This window comes from Acidimicrobiia bacterium (assembly GCA_030584185.1).
Taxonomy (GTDB): Bacteria; Actinomycetota; Acidimicrobiia; order Spongiisociales; family UBA11373.
On sequence record CP129495.1, the window covers coordinates 2,024,964 to 2,045,670 of the forward strand.

Consider the following 20,707-nt stretch of genomic DNA (forward strand, 5'->3'; position numbering starts at 1 on the left):
CCGCAATCGGATCGGTTGCAGGTGAGGGCATTGGAGAGAAGGTGTCGGCCGCGGTCGCGGGTTCGTTCCCGCCGGCCACCAACAGGTGGTGCGGGACACACTCGTTTCGGCTTGGTCCCGACTCCGACCTGAAGCGTCTCGCCCTGGCCGCCACCTGCGGTCGGTACCATCCCTGCCATGCCCGTCGAGATCGACATCGCCAAGGTGGCCCGCCTCGCCCGGATCGGGTTGAGCCCCGACGACCTGGCCCATCACAGCGAGCAGCTGCAGGTGATCCTGGAGCACGCCGCCCGGGTGCAGGCGCTTCCCACCGAGGGCGTGGAGCCCACGGCGCATCCGCTCCCGATGGTGAACGCCCTCCGGAGCGACGAGGTCGAGCCGACCCTCGACCGGGACGAGGTGCTCTCCCAGGCGCCCGACCGGGAGGGGCCCTACTTCCGGGTCCCGCCGTTCCTGGAGGACTGAGTGGACCCGGCCGACCTGACCATCGCCGAGGCCGGCACCCGGTTGCGAGCGGGTGACCTGACGTCCGCCGACCTTCTCCATGCCGTTCGCAGGCGCGCCTCGATGACCGAGGCGGTGCTGCACGCCTACCTGAACATCGATCACGACGGGGCGGCCGCAGCGGCGGCAGCGGCCGACGAGGCGCTGCGACGGGGTGACGATCGGGGGCCCCTGCACGGCATCCCCGTCGCCCTCAAGGACAACATGGTGACCCGGGGTCTGGAGACCACCTGCTCCTCCCGTATCCTCGCCGGGTATCGCCCTCCCTACGACGCCACGGTCGTAGAGAGGCTCCGGGCCGCCGGGGCGGTCGTGTTCGGCAAGACCAACCTCGATGAGTTCGCCATGGGGTCCTCGACCGAGAACTCGGCGTACGGGCCGACACGCAACCCTTGGGATCCGGACCGCGTTCCCGGTGGCTCCAGCGGCGGATCGGCTGCGGCTGTGGCCGTCGGCTCGGCGTTCGCCGCACTCGGGTCGGACACCGGCGGTTCGATCCGGCAGCCGGCGGCTCTCACCGGCACCGTGGGGATGAAACCCACCTACGGCCTGGTCAGCCGGTACGGACTGATCGCCTTCGCCTCGTCGCTCGACCAGATCGGTCCGATCACGCGCAGCGTCGACGACAGCGTCACGATGCTCGCCGCCATCGCCGGGCATGACCCGTCGGATGCCACCTCCTACCGGGGCGGATACCCGGACTTCGCCTCGTCGATGGGTGATGGCGTCGCCGGCCTGCGCATCGGTGTCATCCGGGAGCTGTCCGGCGAGGGGATCGCCGCCGACGTGTCGGCCGCCTTCCGGGCGACGGTCGACGCCCTGGTGGCCGCCGGGGCCGAGGTGAGCGAGGTGTCGCTCCCCTCCACCGAGTACGCCCTCAGCGCCTACTACCTGATCGCCCCCGCAGAGTGCTCCGCCAACCTGGCGCGATTCGACGGGGTGAGGTACGGGCCCCGGCTTCCCGGATCCTCCGTGGAGGAGATGATGGCCGCCACCAGGGCGGACGGCTTCGGCCCCGAGGTCACCCGTCGCATCCTGCTCGGGACCTACGCACTCAGCGCCGGGTACTACGACGCCTTCTACGGGCAGGCCCAGAAGGTCCGCACGCTGGTGGTCGAGGACTTCCGCCGCGCCTACGCGGAGGTGGACGTCCTGGTCACCCCCACCAGTCCGACCACGGCGTTCGCCTTGGGGGAGCGGGCCGACGACCCGCTGGCCATGTACCTGAGCGACATCTGCACGATTCCGAGCAACCTGGCAGGTGATCCGGCGATCTCGCTGCCGTGCGGGCTCGACTCGGCGGGGCTGCCCATCGGGTTCCAGGTGTTGGCGCCCGCCCTGGGGGAGCCGGTCATGTTCCGCGTGGCCAAGGCGGTCGAGGAACTGGTCGGCTTCTCCGCTCGGCCAGCCCTGGCCTCCTCGGAGGGGGCGGCATGACCTGGGAGGCGGTCATCGGGATCGAGACCCACGTCGAGCTGCTCACCCGTTCCAAGATGTTCTGCGGATGCCCGGCCGACTTCGGCGCCGAGCCCAACACCAACGTGTGTCCGGTCTGCCTCGGGCTCCCCGGTGCCCTCCCTGTCCCCAACGCCGCTGCCATCGAGTGGACCGCCTCCCTCGGCCTGGCCCTCGAGTGCGAGATCTCGCCTCGTTCGGTGTTCCATCGCAAGAACTACTTCTACGCCGATCTGCCGAAGAACTACCAGATCAGCCAGTTCGACCTGCCTCTTTGCATCGGGGGGAGGCTGGAGGTAGACGGGGGGTCCGGGCCGCGAGTGATCGGCATCACCCGGGTGCATCTCGAAGAGGACACCGGCAAGTCCACCCACACCGGTGCCGGCGGTCGCATCCATGACGCCGAGGGGGCGCTCATCGACTTCAACCGGGCAGGCATCCCACTGGTGGAGGTGGTCACAGAACCCGACCTGCGCACCCCCGAGGAGGCCCGGGCCTACGGCCAGGCCCTGCGGGCGATCGTGCTCGCTCTCGGCATCTCCGACGCCCGTCTCGAGGAGGGGTCGATGCGCTTCGATGCCAACGTGTCGCTGCGACGCCCCGGCGCCGACACGCTGGGGGTCAAGGTCGAGGTGAAGAACATGAACTCGCTGCGCTCGCTGCAGAGGGCGCTGGCACATGAGATCGCCCGACAGACTGCTTTGCTCGATGCCGGCGAGGTGGTGGCTCAGGAGACCAGGCACTGGGACGAGGAGGCGGGCCGCACCTCGTCGGGCCGCTCCAAGGAGGAGTCGAGCGACTACCGGTACTTCCAGGAGCCCGATCTGGTGCCCATCGAGATCGATGCCTCCGAAGTCGCCCGACTGCGCCATGCCCTTCCCGAGCTCCCCGGTGACCAGCAGGGTCGCCTGGTCGAAGCGGGTGTAGACGAGATTGCGGCGAGGACGATCGTCGCCGGTGGGCTCGTCGGGTTGCTCGATGCCGCCGTGACAGCCGGGGCGTCGGCGCGCGGTGCCGCCAACTGGCTGGCGGGAGAGGTCACCGCCCACCTCAACCGGACCGGTGAGGACCCCTCCACGCTGCCTTTGGACGGTTCCGGCCTCGCCGAGTTGGTGGCGATGGTGGAGGGCGGCGAGCTGTCCGCCACCGCCGCCAAGGAAGTGCTGAGCGGGGTGCTCGCCGGAGAAGGTGGCCCCCGGTCGGTTGCCGCCGATCGCGACCTGCTCCAGGTGAGCGACGAGGTTTCGTTGGCCGCCATCGTCGCCGAAATCCTGGCCGACCATCCCGACGAGGCGGCACGCCTCGCTGCCGGGGAGGAGCGGCTCGTCGGATTCCTCGTCGGGCAGGCGATGCGGCGCAGCGGGGGCCGCGCCGACCCGAAGGTGGTCGACCGCCTCATCCGGGAGAAGACGGGCAGGTGACTCTCCCGGGCGGGGTGGTCTTCGACTGCGACGGCGTCCTCGTCGACTCCGAGCCGCACTCGGTCGCAGCCTGGCTCGCCGTCTTGCGGCACCTCGGCCATCCCGCCGGCGCCGCCCAGGTGGAGCGCTGTACCGGCCTCGGGTTCATACCGACGCGTCGGGCGTTGACCGATCTGGGTCCCCTCCCGCCGCCGGAGGAGTTGTGGCCTGCGCTGCTCGCCGCCCTCGAGGAGTCGTTCCGGCATCGCCTGGTGGTGTTCGACGACGCCCTGGGCGTGCTCGCAGCCTGCGAGCGATCAGGGGTGCCGGTGGCGGTGGCATCGGCCAGCCCCCGTGAGCGTCTCGACCTGACACTTGCGGTGGCGGGGCTGAGCGGCCGGTTCCCGGTGTCGGTCGGCGGCGACGAGGTGCCCGAAGGCAAGCCGGCGCCTGACGTCTACCTGCGCGCTGCCACCCTTCTCGCTGTCGACCCGGAACGATGCGTCGCCGTCGAGGACTCCCCGACGGGGGCGGCTGCAGCGGTGGCTGCCGGGATGCGGGTCCTTGGCGTGGCGCGGCGGCCGGGCGAGGCGGCGGCGCTGCAACTGGTCGGGGCCGAGGTGGTGGATCGGCTGGACCCGGCGGCGCTGGGGCTGTAGGGCGAGGTTCCCTCGCACCCGTTGACGGAGCACCCCGTCGGGCGGAGGGGGGTGGTCCACTCCTCCCCCTGCAGGGGAGTACGGCGAAGCCGGGTGGGGGGGGCAGACCCTTACAGACCATTGTCGCCTGTTGCCCCCTCCGGCCCTGCGGGCCACCTCCCCCGTCGGGGGAGGGAACGTCGGCGTCGGCCCTGTGGGCCTCCGCGCTCTTCCCCGAGCAGGGGTGATACCGCGAAGTGCGATCAGCCCGGTCATTCCTCCCCCTGCAGGGGAGTACGGCGAAGCCGGGTGGGGGGGCAGACCCTGACAGACCTTTGTCGCCTGTTGCCCCCTCCGGCCCTTCGGGCCACCTCCCCCGTCGGGGGAGGGGAGGCTCCTCGCCGATGCCGATCGACCGCCCGGATACCATTCCGCCCGTGCACTACTTCGTCACCGGAGCCACAGGGTTCGTCGGCGGGTATGTGACCGCCCAGTTGCTCGAGGGCTCCCACCGGGTGACGGCCTTGGTCGCCGACCGGGAGCAGGCCCGCGAGATCGCTGCCTACGGGGTCGAGCCCCACGTCGGCTCGGTGGTGGACAAGGAGAGCCTGCGTCCTGCGATCCGACACGTGGAGGGCGTGTTCCACCTCGCCGGACATCGGATCGGGTTCGGCCGCCGTTCCACCGCCGAGGCGGTCAACCTCACCGGCACCCGCTCCGTGGTGGACCTGGTCCGCGAGCACCGGATACCCCGCCTCGTGGTCACATCCACTCTGGGGATCAACTCGGACACCAGGGGCAAGGTCGTCGACGAGTCGTACCGGTTCACCGGGAAGCATCTCACCGCCCATGACCGGATCAAGGCGAGGGTGTATCGCGAAGTGCTGCAGCCCGCCATGAGCGGGGGAGTTCCCCTGGTGGTGCTGCTGCCGGGGGCGGTGTACGGCCCCCGCGACACCAGCCTGATGGCCGACGTCCTGGCTCGCTACCTGGTGGGGCGCGCCTGGTTCGTCTCGGCCCGGTCCGCCTTCTGCTGGGCGCACGTGGAGGATGTCGCCCAGGCTCACCTGCTGGCGATGCAGTTCGGGCGGGTCGGTGAGTCCTACATCGTCGGCGGCGAGCCACGCCGGGTACGCGAGGTCCTGGCCCTGGCCGGAAGCCTGGTGGGCCGCCGGACGCCCCCGATCCCGCTGCCGGCGCCCGTCGTATGGCCTGCGGCCGGGGCGGTTCGCCTCGCCTCCGTCTTGATCCCCTGGCTCCGTCCCACCGCCGACCGGCTGCGGGTCGCCACCGGCGTGACCTACCTCGGAACGGACGCCAAGGCGCGCTCCGAGCTCGGGTTCGCGCCGAGGACCCTCGAAGACGGCCTTCCCGACGCCGTCGAGTGGCTGCTCCGTGACCGTTTCGAGGCCGAGCCGGCCTCCTGGTAGAAAGCTCGAACCATGACCACATCAAGAGACCGTCTCGGCCGCGACGAGGCCGCCCGGCGCGCCGAGCAGGTGTCCGGAGTCCAGTACACCCTGCACATCGATCTCGCCGCCGGCGAGAAGGAGTTCGGCGGCGAGGCCACGATTCAGTTCGACCACTCCGGCGGGGACACCTTCCTGGAGTGGATGGGCGGGCGCATCGAGTCGTTCGAGGTGAACGGGGCCGAGTCGGACCCGGAGTGGGACGGCCACCGGATCTCCCTTCCCGCCTCCATCCTCGGGTCGCACAACCGGATCCGTGTCTCCTACCGGCGCCCCTACGACCGGACCGGTGAGGGGCTGCACCACTTCATCGATCCCGAGGACGGACGGGAGTACCTCTACACCCAGTTGGAGCCGTACTCCGCCCATCGCATCTTCCCCTGCTTCGACCAACCCGACCTCAAGGCCACCTACGACCTGACGGTGACCGCCCCCTCCACCTGGGAGGTGACCGGTCCCTCGTCGGAGGTGGAGCGTGAGGATGTCGGAGAAGGGCGTGAACGGCGGCGGTTCGCCACCACCAAACCCTTCAGCACCTACCTGATGTCGATCGTCGCCGGAGAGTACGGGTCGATCTCCGCCGGCCAGGCACCGGTGCCGATGCGGCTCCTCACCCGTGCATCTCTCATGCCACACCTGGAGCGAGACGCCGCGTCGCTGTTCGACACCACCACGCGTGCGATGGAGTACTTCGCCGGTCTGTTCGGCGAGCCTTATCCCTTCGACAAGTACGACCAGGCGTTCGTCCCCGAGTTCAACTGGGGGGGCATGGAGAACGTGGGCAACGTCACCTACACCGACACCGTGGTGTTCCGTGAGCCGCCCACCGCCGATCGGGTGCGGCGTCGGGCGGAGTACTTCACCCACGAGCTCGCCCACATGTGGTTCGGGGACCTGGTGACCATGCGCTGGTGGGAGGACATCTGGCTCAACGAGTCGTTCGCCTCATACGCCGGCTACCTGGCACTCGAAGCGCTGGGCGACCACGAGGTGTGGCAGGACTTCAACTTCCGCATGAAGGCATGGGCGTACCGGGAGGATCAGCGCCCCACGACCCATCGCATCGCCGATTCGGTGGCCTCGACCGACGAGGTGTTCCTCAACTTCGACGGCATCACCTACGGCAAGGGGGCTGCGGTCCTGAAGCAGCTGGTGCGCGCCAGCGGGATCGAAGGCTTTTCGGCGGGCCTGCACACCTACTTTCGCCGTCACCGCTTCGGCAACGCCAACCTCGCCGACTTCCTGGCGGCACTGCAGGAGGGCAGCGGCCTCGATCTCGTGGGCTGGGCGGCGCGCTGGCTGAAGACTCCCTCACTCAACACGATCGGGACCACCCTCACCTCGACCGGTGACACCATCACCCGCCTCGAACTGATGCAGTCGGCGCCCGACGACCATCCCCACCTGCGGCCGCACCACCTGGACATCGCCCTGGTGTCGGCATCGGGCGCCGTCACTGCGGTGCCGGGCGTGATCGAGGGGGTCACCGCAGTCGTGCCCGAGGCCGAAGGCCTTCCGGTCCCCGCCTTCGTGTACCCCAACCTGGGCGACCACGCCTTCGCCAAGGTCGTCCTCGACCCGGGCTCGCTCGAGTTCGTGACGCACGACATGGGCCGGCTCGACGACGCCCTGCTGCGCCAGCAGGTGTGGGCGTCCCTGTACGAGATGACCCGTGACGCCATCCTTCCCGCTCCCCGATACATGGGCCTCGTGGAGCGCCTCCTCCCGGATGAGCGGTCGCTCCCGATCGTGGAGATGGTTACGGCAACCCTGCCGACGGTGATCGGCCGCTTCCTCCCCGAGGATGGGATCGAGGAGGCGGCGAGCAGGTTCGTCGCCACGGCGCGCGCCGCCGTGGAGTCGGTACCCGAGGGCGACGCCCGCGTGCTGTGGGCGAGGACGCTGGTCGCTGTCGCCGCCTCGGCGCCCGACCTGGTGGTTGCCGCCGCCCTGGTCGACGCTCCTCCTGAGGGGCTGCTGGTGGATCAGGACATGCGGTGGTCGGTGGCGGTCAAGGCGATCGCCTTCGGCGTCGAGGGCGCCGACGCCAGGCTCGCCGGAGAACGGGAACGCGACCCGTCAGACCGGGGCGATCGAGCCATGGCCTCAGCCGGATCCTCGCGCCCCGAAGCCGGGGCCAAGCAGGAGGCGTGGGACCGCATCCACGGCGACGGTCACGGGTCGCTCGCCATGCGCCGCGCCGCCGCCTCCGGGTTCTGGCGCCGCTCCCAGGCGGCGCTGGTCGAGCCATTCGTCTCGCCGTTCTTCGACGACCTTCCGGATCGGTTCGTCGAGTACGAGGCGGAGGAGGCGAAGGCCTACTTCGCCACCTTCTTCCCCCGGCACCGCGTCGACGAGGAGCTGAGAGGAAGGATCGCCGCCCTTCTTGCCGGGGCCGAGATCGGGCCCATGCTGCGCCGCATGCTCGTCGAGGAGGACGACGACCTCGCCCGAGCACTGCGATGTCGCGCCGCCGCGGCGTCGGAATGAGCGCAGGCGGCCCCGCCGGGGACTCCGCGGCGAGGCGATACGCCACCGACGGCACGCCCTACATAGTCGCCGGGACGCTGGTCGCCTCCCTGGGAGTGGTGGCGTTCCAGGTGATCGGTGGCAGGTCGTTGGGTCCGGAGGGCTTCGATCCGGTCACGGCCCTGCTCACTGTGCACTTCCTGGTGTTCACTGTGCTTCTGCTCCCCGTGGAGCAGTTCGAGGTGCGCCGGGTGACCCTGGGGCTCACCGGGGGAGGCGTGCTGGTGACGGCGGTCGTGGTCGCCGGCAGCATCGGCGTGGCCACATTCGTCTTGCTGACCCGCCACCGCTACTTCGAAGGCGATGCTTGGTACGTGGCCATCGCCCTGGTGTCGGTGGTGAGCCACACGGTGATGGCCGTGGGGCGGGGCCGTCTCGCCGGAGCGAGGCGTTTTCGCGCCTATGGCCTGGTGAGCGGGGCGGTGGCGATGGTTCGCCTGGCGCTCGCCCTGGTGGTGGTGGCGGTGGCGGCAAGCGGACCCGGCTTCGGATGGGCTCTTGCCCTCGCCGGGTTCGTCACCCTGGCCTGGCGGCCTTTCGGCAGGACCCCGAGGGGTGTCGAGCGGGTGGAGCGGGCCGGTCGGTTTCTCGGCGGCTTCGTACTGGCCGCCGCCGCTTCCCAGGTGCTGCTCCTCGCCGCGCCGCTGGCGGTCCGACTGCTCGACTCGGAACCCGGCCTGATGTCGGTGGTGTTCGTCACCTTCCAGGTGTTCCGGGCCCCCATCGTCGTCGTGCAGAACCTTCTGGCCCGGCTGCTGCCGCCGTTCACCACGCTCGCCGCAACCGGGCGCGGCCGCGAGCTGGGCGCCTGGGCGACCCGGTTCGGCTGGGGTGGTGTCGCCGCTGCAGTACCGGCGGCTGCTCTGTCTGCGCTGTTCGGACCGGCAGTGATCGGCCTGCTCTTCGGGGAGGGCTTCACCCCATCGGCTGGAGTGGCCGCGGCAGCCGCTGCCGGAATGGTGTTGGCATCGGCGGCGCTCCTCGCCGGACAGGTGCTGGTGGCGGCGGGTCGTACCGGGGCACTGGCCGCCTCCTGGCTTGCGGGGTTGGTTGTGGCGGCTGCGGCGCTGCCGGCCGTCCGCGGGGGTGCCGACCTGCGGGTCACGATGGCGTTCGCCCTCGGTGAGGCCGCAGCCCTGGCCGCCACGGTCGTCGCCGCCCGCCGTTCCGACGGCACCGGTGTCGCCGCCTAGCCGGAGCTCCCGCAGACGTCGTCGATCGGCTGCAGGTTGAGCTGCTCGATTGCCTGCAGAGGCGGCAGGGAGAGCGCGGTGTCCACCGTGGCGGCGATGAACTCCCGATCGGGTATCGGGAACCGGTCGTCGGTCCAGGCGCCTATGTACGACGTCGGGGTGCCGGCGAACTCCGGGGCGTCGGGCATGAACCGGATCGAGACCACCTCTTCGACGTTCACCTTCTCTAGGAGCCCGATGAAGTCGGGTATGACGCTCACCGGCACGTCGGTGATGACACTGCTCTCGATGGCGGGAACCAGGGTGGGGAATTGGCGGATGGCGGTCACCGGGTCGGTCTGGGCGGCGATCGCCTCCAGGAGGCACCGTTGCCGGTTCATCCGGTCGAAGTCGTTGGAGCCCTGGCGGGATCGGGTGTAGTAGAGGGCCATCTCGCCGTCCATGTGGTACTCGCCAGGCTGGAGGTCGATCACCGAGAAGGTTCCGTCGGGGTTGGGGTACTCGGTGTCGTAGATCCGGGCAGTCACTGTGATGTCCACGCCGCCGATCGCATCGATGATCTCGATGAAGCCTTCCAGGTCGACCAGGGCGAAGTAATGGATGTCGATCCCCAGCAGGTGTCCCATGATCACCTTCATGCTGTTGCCGCCCGAGTTGGGGCCGCCGAAGAGGTCGGGCCGGACCAGGCCCCATTCGTAGACCTGGTTGGCGAGCAGCGGGAAGCACCCGTCGCAGGAGTCCCAGGCGTTGGTGGCAGGGTGGTCCGACGGGATCGGTATGTGGGTCAGGTTGCGGGGGATCCCGAGCATCGCCGTCCATCCGGTCTCCGGGTCGATGCTGACCACGATCATGGTGTCGGTGCGGATCCCCTCCCGGTCGACGCCGGCATCCCCGCCCATCAGCAGGACGTTCACCCGGCCCGCCTCGGGGAAGGCATCGGAGAGCGTCGTGGTAGTCACCTGGCTGCTCGTGGTGCCGCCTTCGCCAGCGGTGGTGGATGTCACCTGATCCAGCGGCACCTGCCCGGGGTCGGCGGAGAAATCGTGGGTCATCAGGTCGTAGAGGAGCAGGTTGCGCTCACCAACCCAGCCGTGGGGAAGGGCGGTCAGGAACAGGAGTGCCGCCAGACCCACGGCCATGACACCGCCCGACCGGGATTGCGTCGACGACCGCCGGGCCAACAGGTAGGCATCGACCACCGCCACGGCGCGGAACACCAGCAGGAGGGCGTTGGCCACCAGCAGGACCCCCAGCAGGGTCGGGTGCTCGAAGAAGGGGCGCGACAGCGTTATCGCCAACCCGAGGCCGCTGACATAGAAGATCATCAGGTAGAGGAACGCCGCCGGCACCACGAGACCGATGGTGATCAGCAGGTAGGGGCGCGCCCTCCGCCGTGCCCCGGCGTACCACTGACCCGCCCCCGGCACCAGGGCGGAGAGCAACGCGGCGAGAAATGGGTTGCTCGGGCGGGGCATCGGCGGCATGTTACGGGTGCCCTGCGTTTGGGAGTGACCGCACGTTTGGTGTCGCGCCTGGCCGGTGTGGGTCTAACCTGGCTCCATGCTCCACCTTCTCGCCCAGATCCCGGTGACGATCCCCGAGAACGCCGAAGAGATCATCGATCAGGTGAAGGAGAACCCGGTCCTGGCAGCGATCCTGCTCGGCGTCGGCCTCCTCACCGCCTTCGTGTTCGTCTGGGGGATCACCAAGCAGGCGTTCAAGGCGGCCATCTTCGGTGGCCTGCTCAGCGCCGCCGCCTGGTACTGGTACTTCAACGTGAGATAGGCGATGGAGTTCCTCGGGGACGTCCTGCGCGACGCCCTGGAGCTCCTCGGGGCCTTCGGGTCGGAGCTGCGTGAGGTCCTCGGCCTCACGATCGTGGTCTCCGGGCTGGCCACCGTCATCGGGGCCGGGATCGGGATACCGCTCGGCATCGCCCTCGCCGCCGGCAGGTTCCGCGGTCGCACCGGGCTCACCATCCTGGTCAACACCGGCATGGGGATGCCGCCGGTCCTCGCCGGCCTGGTGCTGCTCCTCCTGCTGTGGAATCAGGGTCCCCTGGGATCATGGGGTCTCCTGTTCACGCCGGCGGCCATGATCGCCGCCCAGTCGATGCTCGCCATCCCCATCGCCGCCGGGGTCACGGCCGGGGCGGTGCGGTCCCTGCCGCCCGAGGCGCTCGAGCACATCCGGGCCATGCGCCTGCCGCGGGGGCGGGCGGGGATGGTGCTGGGACGCGAGGCGTGGCCGGGGGTGGCGGCAGCCGTGGCGGCCGCCTTCGGCCGCGTGGTGTCGGAGGTGGGTGCCGTCCTGGTGGTCGGGGGCAACATCGAGGGCGAGACCAGGGTCCTCACCACGGCGATCGTCCAGGAGGCGCGCCGCGCCGAGTTCGGGGCGGCACTGGCTCTCGGGATCATCCTCTTCCTGCTCGCCCTTGCGGTCAACGGAGTGCTCACCTGGCTGCAGCTCCGGGAGGCCCGATGACCGGGATCGCCATCGCAGGCATCGACCTCGATCTCGGGCCACTGCACCTCGTCATCGACGAGCTCACCGTCGGCTCGGGCGAGACCCTGGTCCTGTTCGGACCCAACGGCGCCGGCAAGACCACGCTGCTGAGATGCATCGCCGGGCTGGCTCCCGGTTGCGCCGGGGTGGAGGCGGCGTACCTCCCGCAGCGTCCGTGGGTGCTGCGCGGGCCGGCGCGACGGACACTGCATCTGGGATCGGGCCCGGCCGGCATCGAGAGGGCCGAGGCCCTCGCTGCCTCGATGGGCCTCGGTGGGAGGCTCGAAGGGCCAGGACGCGCCCTCTCGGGCGGGGAACGTCAGCGGCTGGCGCTCGCTGCCGTCCTGGCGAGGTCCGAGCCAGTGGTGCTGCTCGACGAGCCGCTAGGGGCACTCGATGCGGCGGACCGCCCCTCGGTGGCGGCCATCGTGCGGGATGCGCTGCGGGACAGGTCGGCGGTGGTGGTGACCCACGACCGGGACGAGGCGGTGATGCTCGGCGACGAGATGGCGGTGCTCATCGGCGGCCGGATCAGGCAGCGGGGGCCGGCCGCCGAGGTGGTGTCGCTGCCCGCCGACGAGGGGGTGGCCGGGGTGCTCGGTGTGGCCAACGCCGTGGTCGGAGAGGTGGTCGAAGCCGCTCCCGGGCTGGCCGCCGTGGTCGCAGGGTCGGGGGTCCTGGTCTGGGGCCTCGGCGACGCCACCGTCGGTGCGCCGGGTACCGCCCTGTTCGGGGCCGAGACGGTGACCGTCTTCCGGGGAGGCGACGCCGCCAGCGGATCGGCCCGCAACCACTGGACGGGGCGGGTGGTCGCCCTCCGCCAGGTGGGGAGGCTGGTCGAGGTGGTGGCCGAAGTCGGGGTGACCGTGGCTGCCCTGCTCACCCCGGGGAGCGTCGAGGCGATGCGCCTGGAGGTCGGCGAGGTGGTGACACTGTCGGTGAAGGCGACGGCGGTCAGGGTCGTTCCCAGGTGAGGCGTTCCCTGGGTATCGCCGTCGCCGTTTCGGTGCTGGCGTTCGGAGTCGCCTCCTGCGGCGCTGCTGAGGAACGCGTCGTGGTGGCTGCGGGCACCACGCTGGTCGACTCCGGGATCCTGGACGATCTCGTCTCCGCGTACGAGCGGGCGCGGCCTGAGGCGCGGATCTCCGTGGTCGGGGACGCCACTGCCCGGGTACTGGCGCTGGGCCGCAGCGAAACGGCCTCTGTGCTGATCACGCATTCGCCTGAAAGTGAGGAGCGGTTCCTCGAGGAGGCGGGCGCCGCCCGATACGAGTTGCTGATGATGAGCCACTTCCTGCTGCTCGGCCCCGCCGAGGCGGTGACCTCGCTGGCCGGGATGTCGGCGGCCGAGGCGTTCGCCGCCATCGCCGGACAGCGGTTCGTCGCCCGGGCGGATGGCTCGGGCACCTCCGAGGCCGAGGCCGCCATCTGGAGTGCCGCCGGGATCGATCCATCGGCCGAGACCTGGTACTCGACGACCGGGTTGGGAATGGCGGAGACGCTTCAGGTGGCCGAAACGCGGGGTGCCTTCGTTCTCGCCGAGGCGGGGGCCTACCTGGAGGCTTCCGGGGTCCTCTCCCTGGTTCCGGCGGCCCTCGCTCCCGGGCCCCTCCTCGACAACCCGTACCACCTCATCCTCACCGTGGGGGCCCCCCAGGAGGCGACGGCCCTGGTCGAGTGGCTGCTCTCGCCGGAAGGCCGCGACGCACTGCACCGCGCTCAGCGGGAGCGGTTCGGCGAGGTCGTGTACCAGGCACCATGATCGCCGACCTCAGGCGGAGTCGCTCCGTTGTGCCGCCAGGCGGCGCCCCCCGGTCACGACCATCAACGGGACCACGGTCAGCGCTGCTCCCACGAAGCACAGCACGGCGTAGCTGCTCGCCGCCAGTACGAACCCCGAGGCCAGGCTGGCGACGGCGCCACCGACCCACACCACCGAGTCCCCCTGCCCCTGGCGCCGCACCCGCAGAGCCGGCAACAGCCCATCGCTGAGCAGGGCCGATCCGCCCACGAAGGAGAAGTTCCAGCCGAGCCCGAGGAGGAAGAGGGCCACGGTGAGCACCCCGCTGGCGGCCGGGTCGGCCACCGCCGCCAGCAGGGCCGACACCGCCAGGATGAGGTGTCCGGTGACGATGACCGGAACCCTCCCCAGGCGGTCGGCGAGGAGCCCGGTGATCGGGGACACGGCGAACATGCCCAGCGTGTGGGCGGAGATGATCACCCCGACCGTTCCCAGGCCGTGGCCGTGGTCCCGCACATGGATGGGGGTCATCGCCATGATCACCACCATGACCACCTGTCCGATGGCCAGTGCGGTCAATGCGGTCAGAGCGGCGTGCGACATGGGAACCCGGCCGGTGGTGGACGGCTCCAGGGGATCGCCCCGATCGGCGAAGGTGAGGGGGTCGGGCCTGAGCAGGACCTGGATGACCGCCATGGCGGCGAGGGCGCCGATCACGGCCAGCAGGAAGCCGCCGGCGAGAGGCTCGATCCCCAGGGCCGTTCCCAGGTCCTCCGCCGGACCGAGCAGTGAAGGGCCGACCACCGATCCGATGGTGCCTGCCCACACCACGAAGGCGATCGCCGTTCCCCGGCGAGCCGGAGGGTGCACGTCGGCTGCGGCGTAGCGCCCCAGGTTGTCGGCGCTGGCGCCGAACCCGAACACCGCCATGGCGACGATCAGCACGCAGAACGATCCGATGGCGGTGGCGGTCGCCGCCCCTGCCCCTCCTAGTGCCATCATCGCGTAGCCGCCTGCGATGCCGGGCCGCCTGCCGTGACGCTCCATCAGCGCCGAGAGGCGGGTGCTCCCCAGGGCCGAGCCGAGCACCGACACCGCACCGGGGAGCCCGGCCCAGGTCGCCGAGCCGAGCATGTCCTTGGCCACCAGGGTGACGACGGTGATCGCCGCGATGTAGCCGGTGCGGCTGATCGCCACGCCTGCGAACAGCGTGGCGGTGAGTCTCCGGGCGACCGGCTTGGGGGCGCCGCTCATGCCGCCATGGTCAGGGCCCATCCCACCGCCAGTCCGTACAGTCCGGCCATCAGGTCGTCGGCCGTCACACCCCAGGCGCCGGGGAGCCGTTCGGCGCCTCTCACGCCGGGCAGGACCTTGAAGATGTCGGCCAGCCGGCCGACCACCAGGGCGACAATCCACGGGAGGCCGCCCAGCCCGATGAGGGCCACCAGCGTCCCAGCGGTCTCGTCGATGGACACCCAGCCGGGGTCGGAATGGTCCGAGGCGAACGGGCGCGCCGCCCAGACCGAGAGCACCAGGAGTGCCGCAGCGAGCAGCGCCCCCACCCACCATGCCGCCTCGATCAGCAGCAGCCCGCCGCCCAGGGCGGCGCCCAGGGCGGCACCGAAGGTGCCCGCCCCGGCGTCGGTGCCCCACAGGCGCCGGGGGATGAGGCCGAGGCCGAGGGAAGAGGCGAGGAGGCGGCGCATTCGGCGGAGCGTAACGCGGCGATCCCCCGCCGCCGGCCCATGACCACCGGTTACCCTCGCCACCCATGGACCCGACATCGCTCGATCGCTTCTTCACGCCCTCGGACCCGCAGATCCATCCCGACGGGGTGCGGGTCGCCTTCGTCGTCTCCCGGATGGACTTCGATTCGGACCGCTATGAGCGTCGCATCTGGTTGTGGGATGGGGTCGAGGCCCGTCCCTTCACCCACGGACCCGTGGACTCTCGCCCCCGGTGGTCGCCCGACGGATCGTCGCTGGCCTTTCTTCGCTCTTCCGGCGAGCCGGGTGCCACGCCCCAGGTGGCGGTGATGCCAGCCGGAGGGGGGGAGGCCAGGCTGCTCACCTCTTTCGACGGCGGCGCCGAGGAGGCCGAGTGGTCACCGGACGGCTCGCGCCTGGCAGTGGTGGCCACGACGCTGGTCGACCCCGACCTGGATGGCGACGAACGCAAGCGCCGACCCCGGCGGGTCGCCGGCCCCAACTACCGTTTCGACAGCATCGGGTGGCTCGCCGATCGCACCCGGAGCATCTTCGTCCAGGACCCCGACGGCGGGGATCCGGTGCGCCTCACCTCCGGTGCGGGTCGTGACTCCGGTGTCGCCTGGCGTCCCGACGGCGAGGCCGTCGGCTTCCTGAGCGCCCGCCACCCGAGGGCGTTCATCGATCCCGGCCAGCAGCCCTGGGAGGTGGCGGCGGGCGGAGGGGAGCCCACGGCGCTGGCCGAGGTGGGTGCCTGGTCGGGGATCTCCTACGGTCCCGACGGGACCGTCCATCTCATCGGCGATCCCGACCCGTGGGACCAGCCGGGGACCTCTGGGGTCTGGCGCCTGAAGGGCGAGGTCCCGGAGCGCCTCGCCGCCGACCTCGACCGCAACTTCGCCGTGCCCTCGCCGCCGGTGGCGCCCGGTGGCCCCCAGTGGCTAGCCGATGGTTCGTTCCGATCCGTGGTTGAGGACCGGGGGACCACCATGGTGGTCGGGGTAGGGCACGACGGAGCCTGGCACAGACTGGCGTCCGGCGACCGCCTGGTCACCGGACTCACCACGCGTGCCGACGGCTCGGCGTTCGTGATGACGGTCACCACCCCCACCGACCCGGGGGAGGTCGTCTGGTGGGAGGGCGGCGAGGAGCGCACCATCACGGCGCTCAACGAGGGGTTTCGGGCGGAGGCCGGCTTGTTGGAGCCGCAACACTTCGTGGTGGAACACGACGGGGTCGAGCTCGACGCCTGGGTGGTGCTTCCCCCCGGGGAGGAAAAGGTCCCCTTGCTGCTCAACATCCATGGCGGGCCCGCCACCCAGTACGGGTTCGGGTTCTTCGATGAGTTCCAGGTGTATGCCGGCGCCGGGTTCGGGGTCGTCGGGTGCAATCCTCGAGGGTCTTCGGGACGGGGCCGCGACTTCGTGCGGGTGCCGGTGGGACGGTGGACAGAGGAGCGCCCGCCGGACCTGGAGGACGTGCTGACCGTGGTCGACGCCGCCCTGGCCCGCTTTCCCCGGCTGGACCCCGAGCGGATGGGGATCATGGGCGGCTCCTACGGCGGGTTCCTCACCGCCCGCATCGTCGCCGTCGATCATCGGTGGCGCTCGGCGGTCCCCGAGCGGGGCGTCTACTCCTGGACGTCCTTTGCCGGCACCTCCGACATCGGGCACACCTTCCCCCACCACTACCTGGGGAGGTGGAGCCATGACGAGTGGTCGTCGTTGTGGCAGGCGAGCCCGCTGGCCATGGCCCACCGGATCACCACGCCCTGCCTCATCGTGCACTCGGAGGACGACCACCGATGCCCGATCGAGCAGGCCGAGCAGCTGTTCGCCGTTCTGATCGCCAACGACGTCGAGGCCGAGATGCTTCGCTTCCCGGGGAGCAGCCATGAGCTGTCACGCGGGGGAAGGCCTCGTTACCGGAGGGAGCGATTCGAGGCGATCCTGGAGTGGCATCGTCGTCATCTCGATGTGACAACATAGGAGGCGAATGCTGCAGCCCACCTCCTTCGTGTGGTTCAACGGCCGCCTCGTACCCTGGGACGAGGCCAACGTCCATGTCCTGACCCACGGTCTGCACTACGGCACCGGAGCCTTCGAGGGGATCCGCGTCTACGCCACCGATGACGGCCCCGCCGCCTTCCGGCTCTCCGACCACATCAAGCGGTTGATCGGCTCGGCCAAGGCCTTCGGCATTCCGATCGAATGGACGCAGGCCGAGCTGGTGGAGGCCGCCCTCGAGGTGGTCCGGGTCAACGAGCTCTCCGCCTGTTATCTGCGTCCCATAGTGTTCTACGGGATGGGGTCGCTGGGCCTCAACCCGGCCGGGGCGTCGATCGACGCCGCCATCGCCGCCTTCGTGTGGGGCGCCTATCTGGGCGAGGAGGGTCTGGAGCGCGGCATCCGCGCCAAGGTCTCCTCCTGGCGCCGGATCGGCCACGAGGCTCTGATCCCCAATGCCAAGGGAACCGGTCAGTACGTAAACAGCGTCATGGCCAAGCAGGAGGCACTCGCCGGAGGCTACGACGAGGCGCTGATGCTCAACTACGAGGGCTACGTGGTCGAGGGGAGCGGCGAGAACCTCTTCCTGGTGCGCGACGGGATGGTGGCCACTCCGTCCACCACCTCCGGCGCCCTCGACGGGATCACCCGGGCCAGCGTCATGACCCTGCTCCAAGACGACGGGTACCAGGTGGTCGAGATGCCGATCACCCGTGCCGACCTCTACTACGCCGATGAGGCGTTCTTCACCGGAACCGCCGCCGAGGTGACGCCGATCCGCGAGATCGACGATCGTCCGGTGCGGGACGGGACTCCGGGGCCGGTCACCCGTCACACCCAGGACCTGTTCATGCAGGTCGTTCACGGCCGCCTGGATCGCTATCGCAGTTGGTTGGACTTCGTCTAGGAGGTTTCGTGGGCCAGCAGCCGAACCTGTCGCACTCCATGGAGCACCTTCCCCGGCCCACCACCCACCCGCCGGCTCCTCGGCGTTGGTCGCCGGACCGTCCAGGGGAGCTGACCGAACCGTCGCAGGTGCCCTGGGGGGGAGCGTTCGGCACGACCGGGCCCGACGCCGGGTTCGCCCTTCGCCTTGCCAGCGGTCGCCCGCTGCCCGGTGACGAACACCTGCGCCGGGATGTCGTCGCCGCCGTCGCCTCCGTGGCGGCGGCCAGGGCGTCGGCCCTGGGGCGCGGTCCCATGGCCGACGACCTCGACGTTGCGATCGATCTGCTCGACCTCGACGACTCCACGGCCCCCGCCCTGGCCGGCGTGGCGCACGATCACGGCAGGTTGCGCGCCCTGGTCGCCTCGATCCCGGCTGAGCGCCTCACCGCCACCATGTCGCCGCGGTGAAGATCGTTCGGATGGCCCTGGCGGGTGACGAGATCGCCTATGGGGCGGTCGAGCCCGAAGGTGTTCGCCTCCACAGGGGCTCGCCTCTGGTCGCCTGGGAGCCCACCGAGACCGTGGTGGCATTCGACGACGTCCGGCTGCTGGCCCCGGTGCTGCCGACGAAGGTGGTCTGCGTGGGGCGCAACTACGTCGACCATGCCGCCGAGCGTGGAGCACCGGTTCCCGAGGAGCCGGTCATCTTCATCAAGCCGTCCACGGCGGTGATCGGGCCCGGAGCGGCCATCGTGCTCCCACCCGACTCGTCGGAGGTCCACCACGAGGCCGAGCTGGCGGTCGTCGTGGGCAGGGTGAGCCGCAACGTGGCCGCCGACGACGCATCGGTTTACATCCTCGGATACACGGCGGGCAACGATGTGAGCGCTCGCGACTTGCAGGCGCGCGACGGCCAATGGGCGCGGGCAAAGGGATTCGACACATTCTGTCCGCTGGGACCGGCGATCGAGACCGAGATCGATCCCGCCGACCTGGGCATCACCTGCTCGGTCGACGGGGTGCTGCGTCAGGAGGGCAACACCGCCGACATGGTGTTCCCGGTGGGCGAGTTGTTCGCCTTCGTCACCAGGGTGATGACGCTGCTCCCCGGGGACGTGATCCTCACCGGGACACCGGCCGGGGTCGGTCCGATCGGAGCCGGCGACCGGGTCGACGTCGAGATCGAGCGCATCGGAATCCTCTCCAATCCGGTGGTGGCGGGCCGATGACCGTTCGGGTGAGGTTCGCCCCGTCGCCCACCGGCCATCTGCACGTGGGCGGTTGCCGCACCGCCTTGTACAACTGGCTCTTCGCCCGGCACAACGGCGGGGTGTTCGTGCTGCGCTCGGACGACACCGACCTGGAGCGCAACGCACCCGAGTACCAGCAGGACATCCTCGACGGCCTCGCCTGGCTCGGTCTCGACTGGGACGAAGGGCTGGTGGTGGGCGGGCCGCACGGCTCCTACCGGCAGTCGGAACGCTTCGCCCGCTACCGCCAGGTGGCGGCCGACATGGTTGCCGCCGGGCACGCCTACCACGACGGTGCCACCGCAGAGCAGTTGGAGGAGATCAGACGCAGCGCCGCACTGCGCTCGGAGTCGCCCGTGTACGACGGGAGACATCGCCTGGAGCCCGAGGAGGCCGAACGGCGCCTCACCGCCGGGGATCCTCCTCCGATCCGCTTCTCCGTCCCCCGGCCGGGAGCCACCGGGTTCGAGGACGAGGTTCGCGCAGAGGTGGTGTTCGATCACTCCAACGTGGACGACTTCATCATCCTGCGCGGAGACGGCACCCCGACCTACCACCTGGCTTCGACGGTCGACGACGTCGACTACGGCATCACCCATGTCATTCGCGGGGAGGACATCTTGTCGTCGACCCCAAAGCACCTGCTGCTCACCGAGGCCCTCGGCGCTCCTCCCCCCCGGTACGCCCACCTGTCGCTGCTCAACGGGCCCGATGGCAAGAAGCTCTCCAAGCGGCATGGTCACACCGCCCTGCGGGCGTTCCGGGAGGCCGGGTTCCTTCCCCAGGCGATGGTCAACTTTCTCGCCATCCTCGGCTGGTCGCCGGGCGAGGACCGAGAGATCGTGTCCCTCGATGAGATGGTCGCCCTCTTCGATCTGGGCGCCGTCTCCCGGAATCCGGCGGTGTTCGACGTGGCCAAGCTGGAGTGGATGAACGGCGTCTATCTGAGGGGAATGACCGCCACCGACTTCGCCGAGGCGACCCGGCCGCTCGTCGAAGCCGACCTGGACCGGAGCCTCACCGAGACCGAAGCCGCCTCCTTGGAGTCGATCCTGCCTCACGTCCAGGAGCGGGCTCGCCTCCTCGACGAGGTGCCTGCGCAGGTGAGGTTCCTCTTCGGGCAGGAGGTGGAGCTCGACCAGGCGTCCTGGGACGAGGTGATGGCCGGCCCCGGGGCCCGAGAGTCGCTTGCTGCCGGGAGGAGCGCCCTCGTCGACGCCGAATGGACCGCCGAGGGCATCGAGGGGGCGCTGCGGGCGATGCTCGAATCCACCGGCCTGTCGGCCAAGCGGGGTCTGCAGCCACTGCGGGTGGCCATCACAGGCTCGAAGGTGAGCCCGCCGCTGTTCGAGTCGATCGCGGTGCTCCATCGAGAAACCGTGCTGGGGCGCCTCGATCGAGCATCCGGTCTACTCGCCTGACA

19 protein-coding genes are annotated in these 20,707 nt (G+C 70.4%); 16 read left to right on the plus strand and 3 right to left on the minus strand.

Features of this window, described 5'->3' with window-relative positions:
* Positions 1-177 precede the first annotated feature (177 nt).
* The 7 genes from gatC to QY307_10530 all read left to right on the plus strand — a co-directional run bounded on the left by gatC (position 178) and on the right by QY307_10530 (position 9,188).
* Entirely contained in the window at positions 178-465 is a 288-nt protein-coding gene (gene gatC / locus QY307_10500) for an Asp-tRNA(Asn)/Glu-tRNA(Gln) amidotransferase subunit GatC (GenBank protein ID WKZ82496.1), read from the plus strand.
* Positions 466-1,941, plus strand: coding sequence for an Asp-tRNA(Asn)/Glu-tRNA(Gln) amidotransferase subunit GatA (gene gatA, locus QY307_10505; protein ID WKZ82497.1), 1,476 nt, complete (start codon positions 466-468; stop codon positions 1,939-1,941). It begins immediately after the preceding gene.
* Complete coding sequence (gene gatB / locus QY307_10510) at positions 1,938-3,380, plus strand: Asp-tRNA(Asn)/Glu-tRNA(Gln) amidotransferase subunit GatB (protein WKZ82498.1); 1,443 nt, start codon at positions 1,938-1,940, stop codon at positions 3,378-3,380. Before gatA ends, gatB begins: the two co-directional genes overlap by 4 nt.
* A complete protein-coding gene (locus QY307_10515; protein ID WKZ82499.1) occupies positions 3,377-4,018 on the plus strand; it encodes an HAD family phosphatase in 642 nt (213 codons plus the stop codon). Before gatB ends, QY307_10515 begins: the two co-directional genes overlap by 4 nt.
* A gap of 416 nt (positions 4,019-4,434) precedes the next feature.
* Complete coding sequence (locus QY307_10520) at positions 4,435-5,427, plus strand: NAD-dependent epimerase/dehydratase family protein (protein ID WKZ82500.1); 993 nt, start codon at positions 4,435-4,437, stop codon at positions 5,425-5,427.
* A gap of 12 nt (positions 5,428-5,439) precedes the next feature.
* Positions 5,440-7,956 (plus strand): aminopeptidase N, encoded by a 2,517-nt coding sequence (gene pepN / locus QY307_10525; protein ID WKZ82501.1) that lies wholly within the window; start codon positions 5,440-5,442, stop codon positions 7,954-7,956.
* Positions 7,929-9,188 carry a hypothetical protein gene (locus tag QY307_10530; GenBank protein WKZ82502.1) on the plus strand — a complete coding sequence of 420 codons (1,260 nt, stop codon included), beginning with the start codon at positions 7,929-7,931 and terminating at the stop codon, positions 9,186-9,188. Before pepN ends, QY307_10530 begins: the two co-directional genes overlap by 28 nt.
* Here the strand turns inward: QY307_10530 and QY307_10535 are convergent.
* Positions 9,185-10,663: an LCP family protein gene (locus QY307_10535; protein WKZ82503.1), complete on the minus strand. Its 1,479-nt coding sequence runs from the start codon at positions 10,661-10,663 to the stop codon at positions 9,185-9,187. The genes QY307_10530 and QY307_10535 overlap by 4 nt on opposite strands.
* A gap of 85 nt (positions 10,664-10,748) precedes the next feature.
* Between QY307_10535 and QY307_10540 the strand changes: the two genes are divergently transcribed.
* From QY307_10540 to QY307_10555, 4 genes are read left to right on the plus strand one after another with little or no spacing between them, the layout of a single operon-like run.
* Entirely contained in the window at positions 10,749-10,973 is a 225-nt protein-coding gene (locus QY307_10540) for a hypothetical protein (GenBank protein ID WKZ82504.1), read from the plus strand.
* 3 nt (positions 10,974-10,976) lie between these two features.
* Entirely contained in the window at positions 10,977-11,672 is a 696-nt protein-coding gene (locus tag QY307_10545) for an ABC transporter permease (protein ID WKZ82505.1), read from the plus strand.
* Positions 11,669-12,667: an ATP-binding cassette domain-containing protein gene (locus QY307_10550; GenBank protein WKZ82506.1), complete on the plus strand. Its 999-nt coding sequence runs from the start codon at positions 11,669-11,671 to the stop codon at positions 12,665-12,667. Before QY307_10545 ends, QY307_10550 begins: the two co-directional genes overlap by 4 nt.
* The gene (locus QY307_10555; protein WKZ82507.1) at positions 12,664-13,455 is read left to right on the plus strand and encodes a substrate-binding domain-containing protein; all 792 of its coding nucleotides are present in this window, start codon (positions 12,664-12,666) and stop codon (positions 13,453-13,455) included. Before QY307_10550 ends, QY307_10555 begins: the two co-directional genes overlap by 4 nt.
* A gap of 9 nt (positions 13,456-13,464) precedes the next feature.
* Here QY307_10555 and QY307_10560 read toward each other — a convergent pair whose 3' ends face one another.
* Entirely contained in the window at positions 13,465-14,688 is a 1,224-nt protein-coding gene (locus QY307_10560) for an MFS transporter (GenBank protein WKZ82508.1), read from the minus strand.
* Complete coding sequence (locus QY307_10565) at positions 14,685-15,140, minus strand: phosphatidylglycerophosphatase A (GenBank protein ID WKZ82509.1); 456 nt, start codon at positions 15,138-15,140, stop codon at positions 14,685-14,687. Before QY307_10565 ends, QY307_10560 begins: the two co-directional genes overlap by 4 nt.
* Before the next feature lie 65 nt (positions 15,141-15,205).
* Between QY307_10565 and QY307_10570 the strand changes: the two genes are divergently transcribed.
* The 5 genes from QY307_10570 to gltX are packed head-to-tail and all read left to right on the plus strand — an operon-like array spanning position 15,206 to position 20,705.
* Positions 15,206-17,128 (plus strand): S9 family peptidase, encoded by a 1,923-nt coding sequence (locus QY307_10570; protein WKZ82510.1) that lies wholly within the window; start codon positions 15,206-15,208, stop codon positions 17,126-17,128.
* A gap of 7 nt (positions 17,129-17,135) precedes the next feature.
* Complete coding sequence (locus QY307_10575; GenBank protein WKZ82511.1) at positions 17,136-18,053, plus strand: branched-chain amino acid transaminase; 918 nt, start codon at positions 17,136-17,138, stop codon at positions 18,051-18,053.
* 8 nt (positions 18,054-18,061) lie between these two features.
* A complete protein-coding gene (locus QY307_10580) occupies positions 18,062-18,502 on the plus strand; it encodes a hypothetical protein (protein WKZ82512.1) in 441 nt (146 codons plus the stop codon).
* On the plus strand, positions 18,499-19,263 hold the full coding sequence (locus QY307_10585; protein ID WKZ82513.1) for a fumarylacetoacetate hydrolase family protein: 765 nt from the start codon (positions 18,499-18,501) through the stop codon (positions 19,261-19,263). The genes QY307_10580 and QY307_10585 overlap by 4 nt, the downstream gene beginning before the upstream one ends.
* Positions 19,260-20,705, plus strand: a complete 1,446-nt coding sequence (gene gltX / locus QY307_10590; GenBank protein ID WKZ82514.1) for a glutamate--tRNA ligase — start codon at positions 19,260-19,262, stop codon at positions 20,703-20,705. Before QY307_10585 ends, gltX begins: the two co-directional genes overlap by 4 nt.
* Positions 20,706-20,707 lie beyond the last annotated feature (2 nt).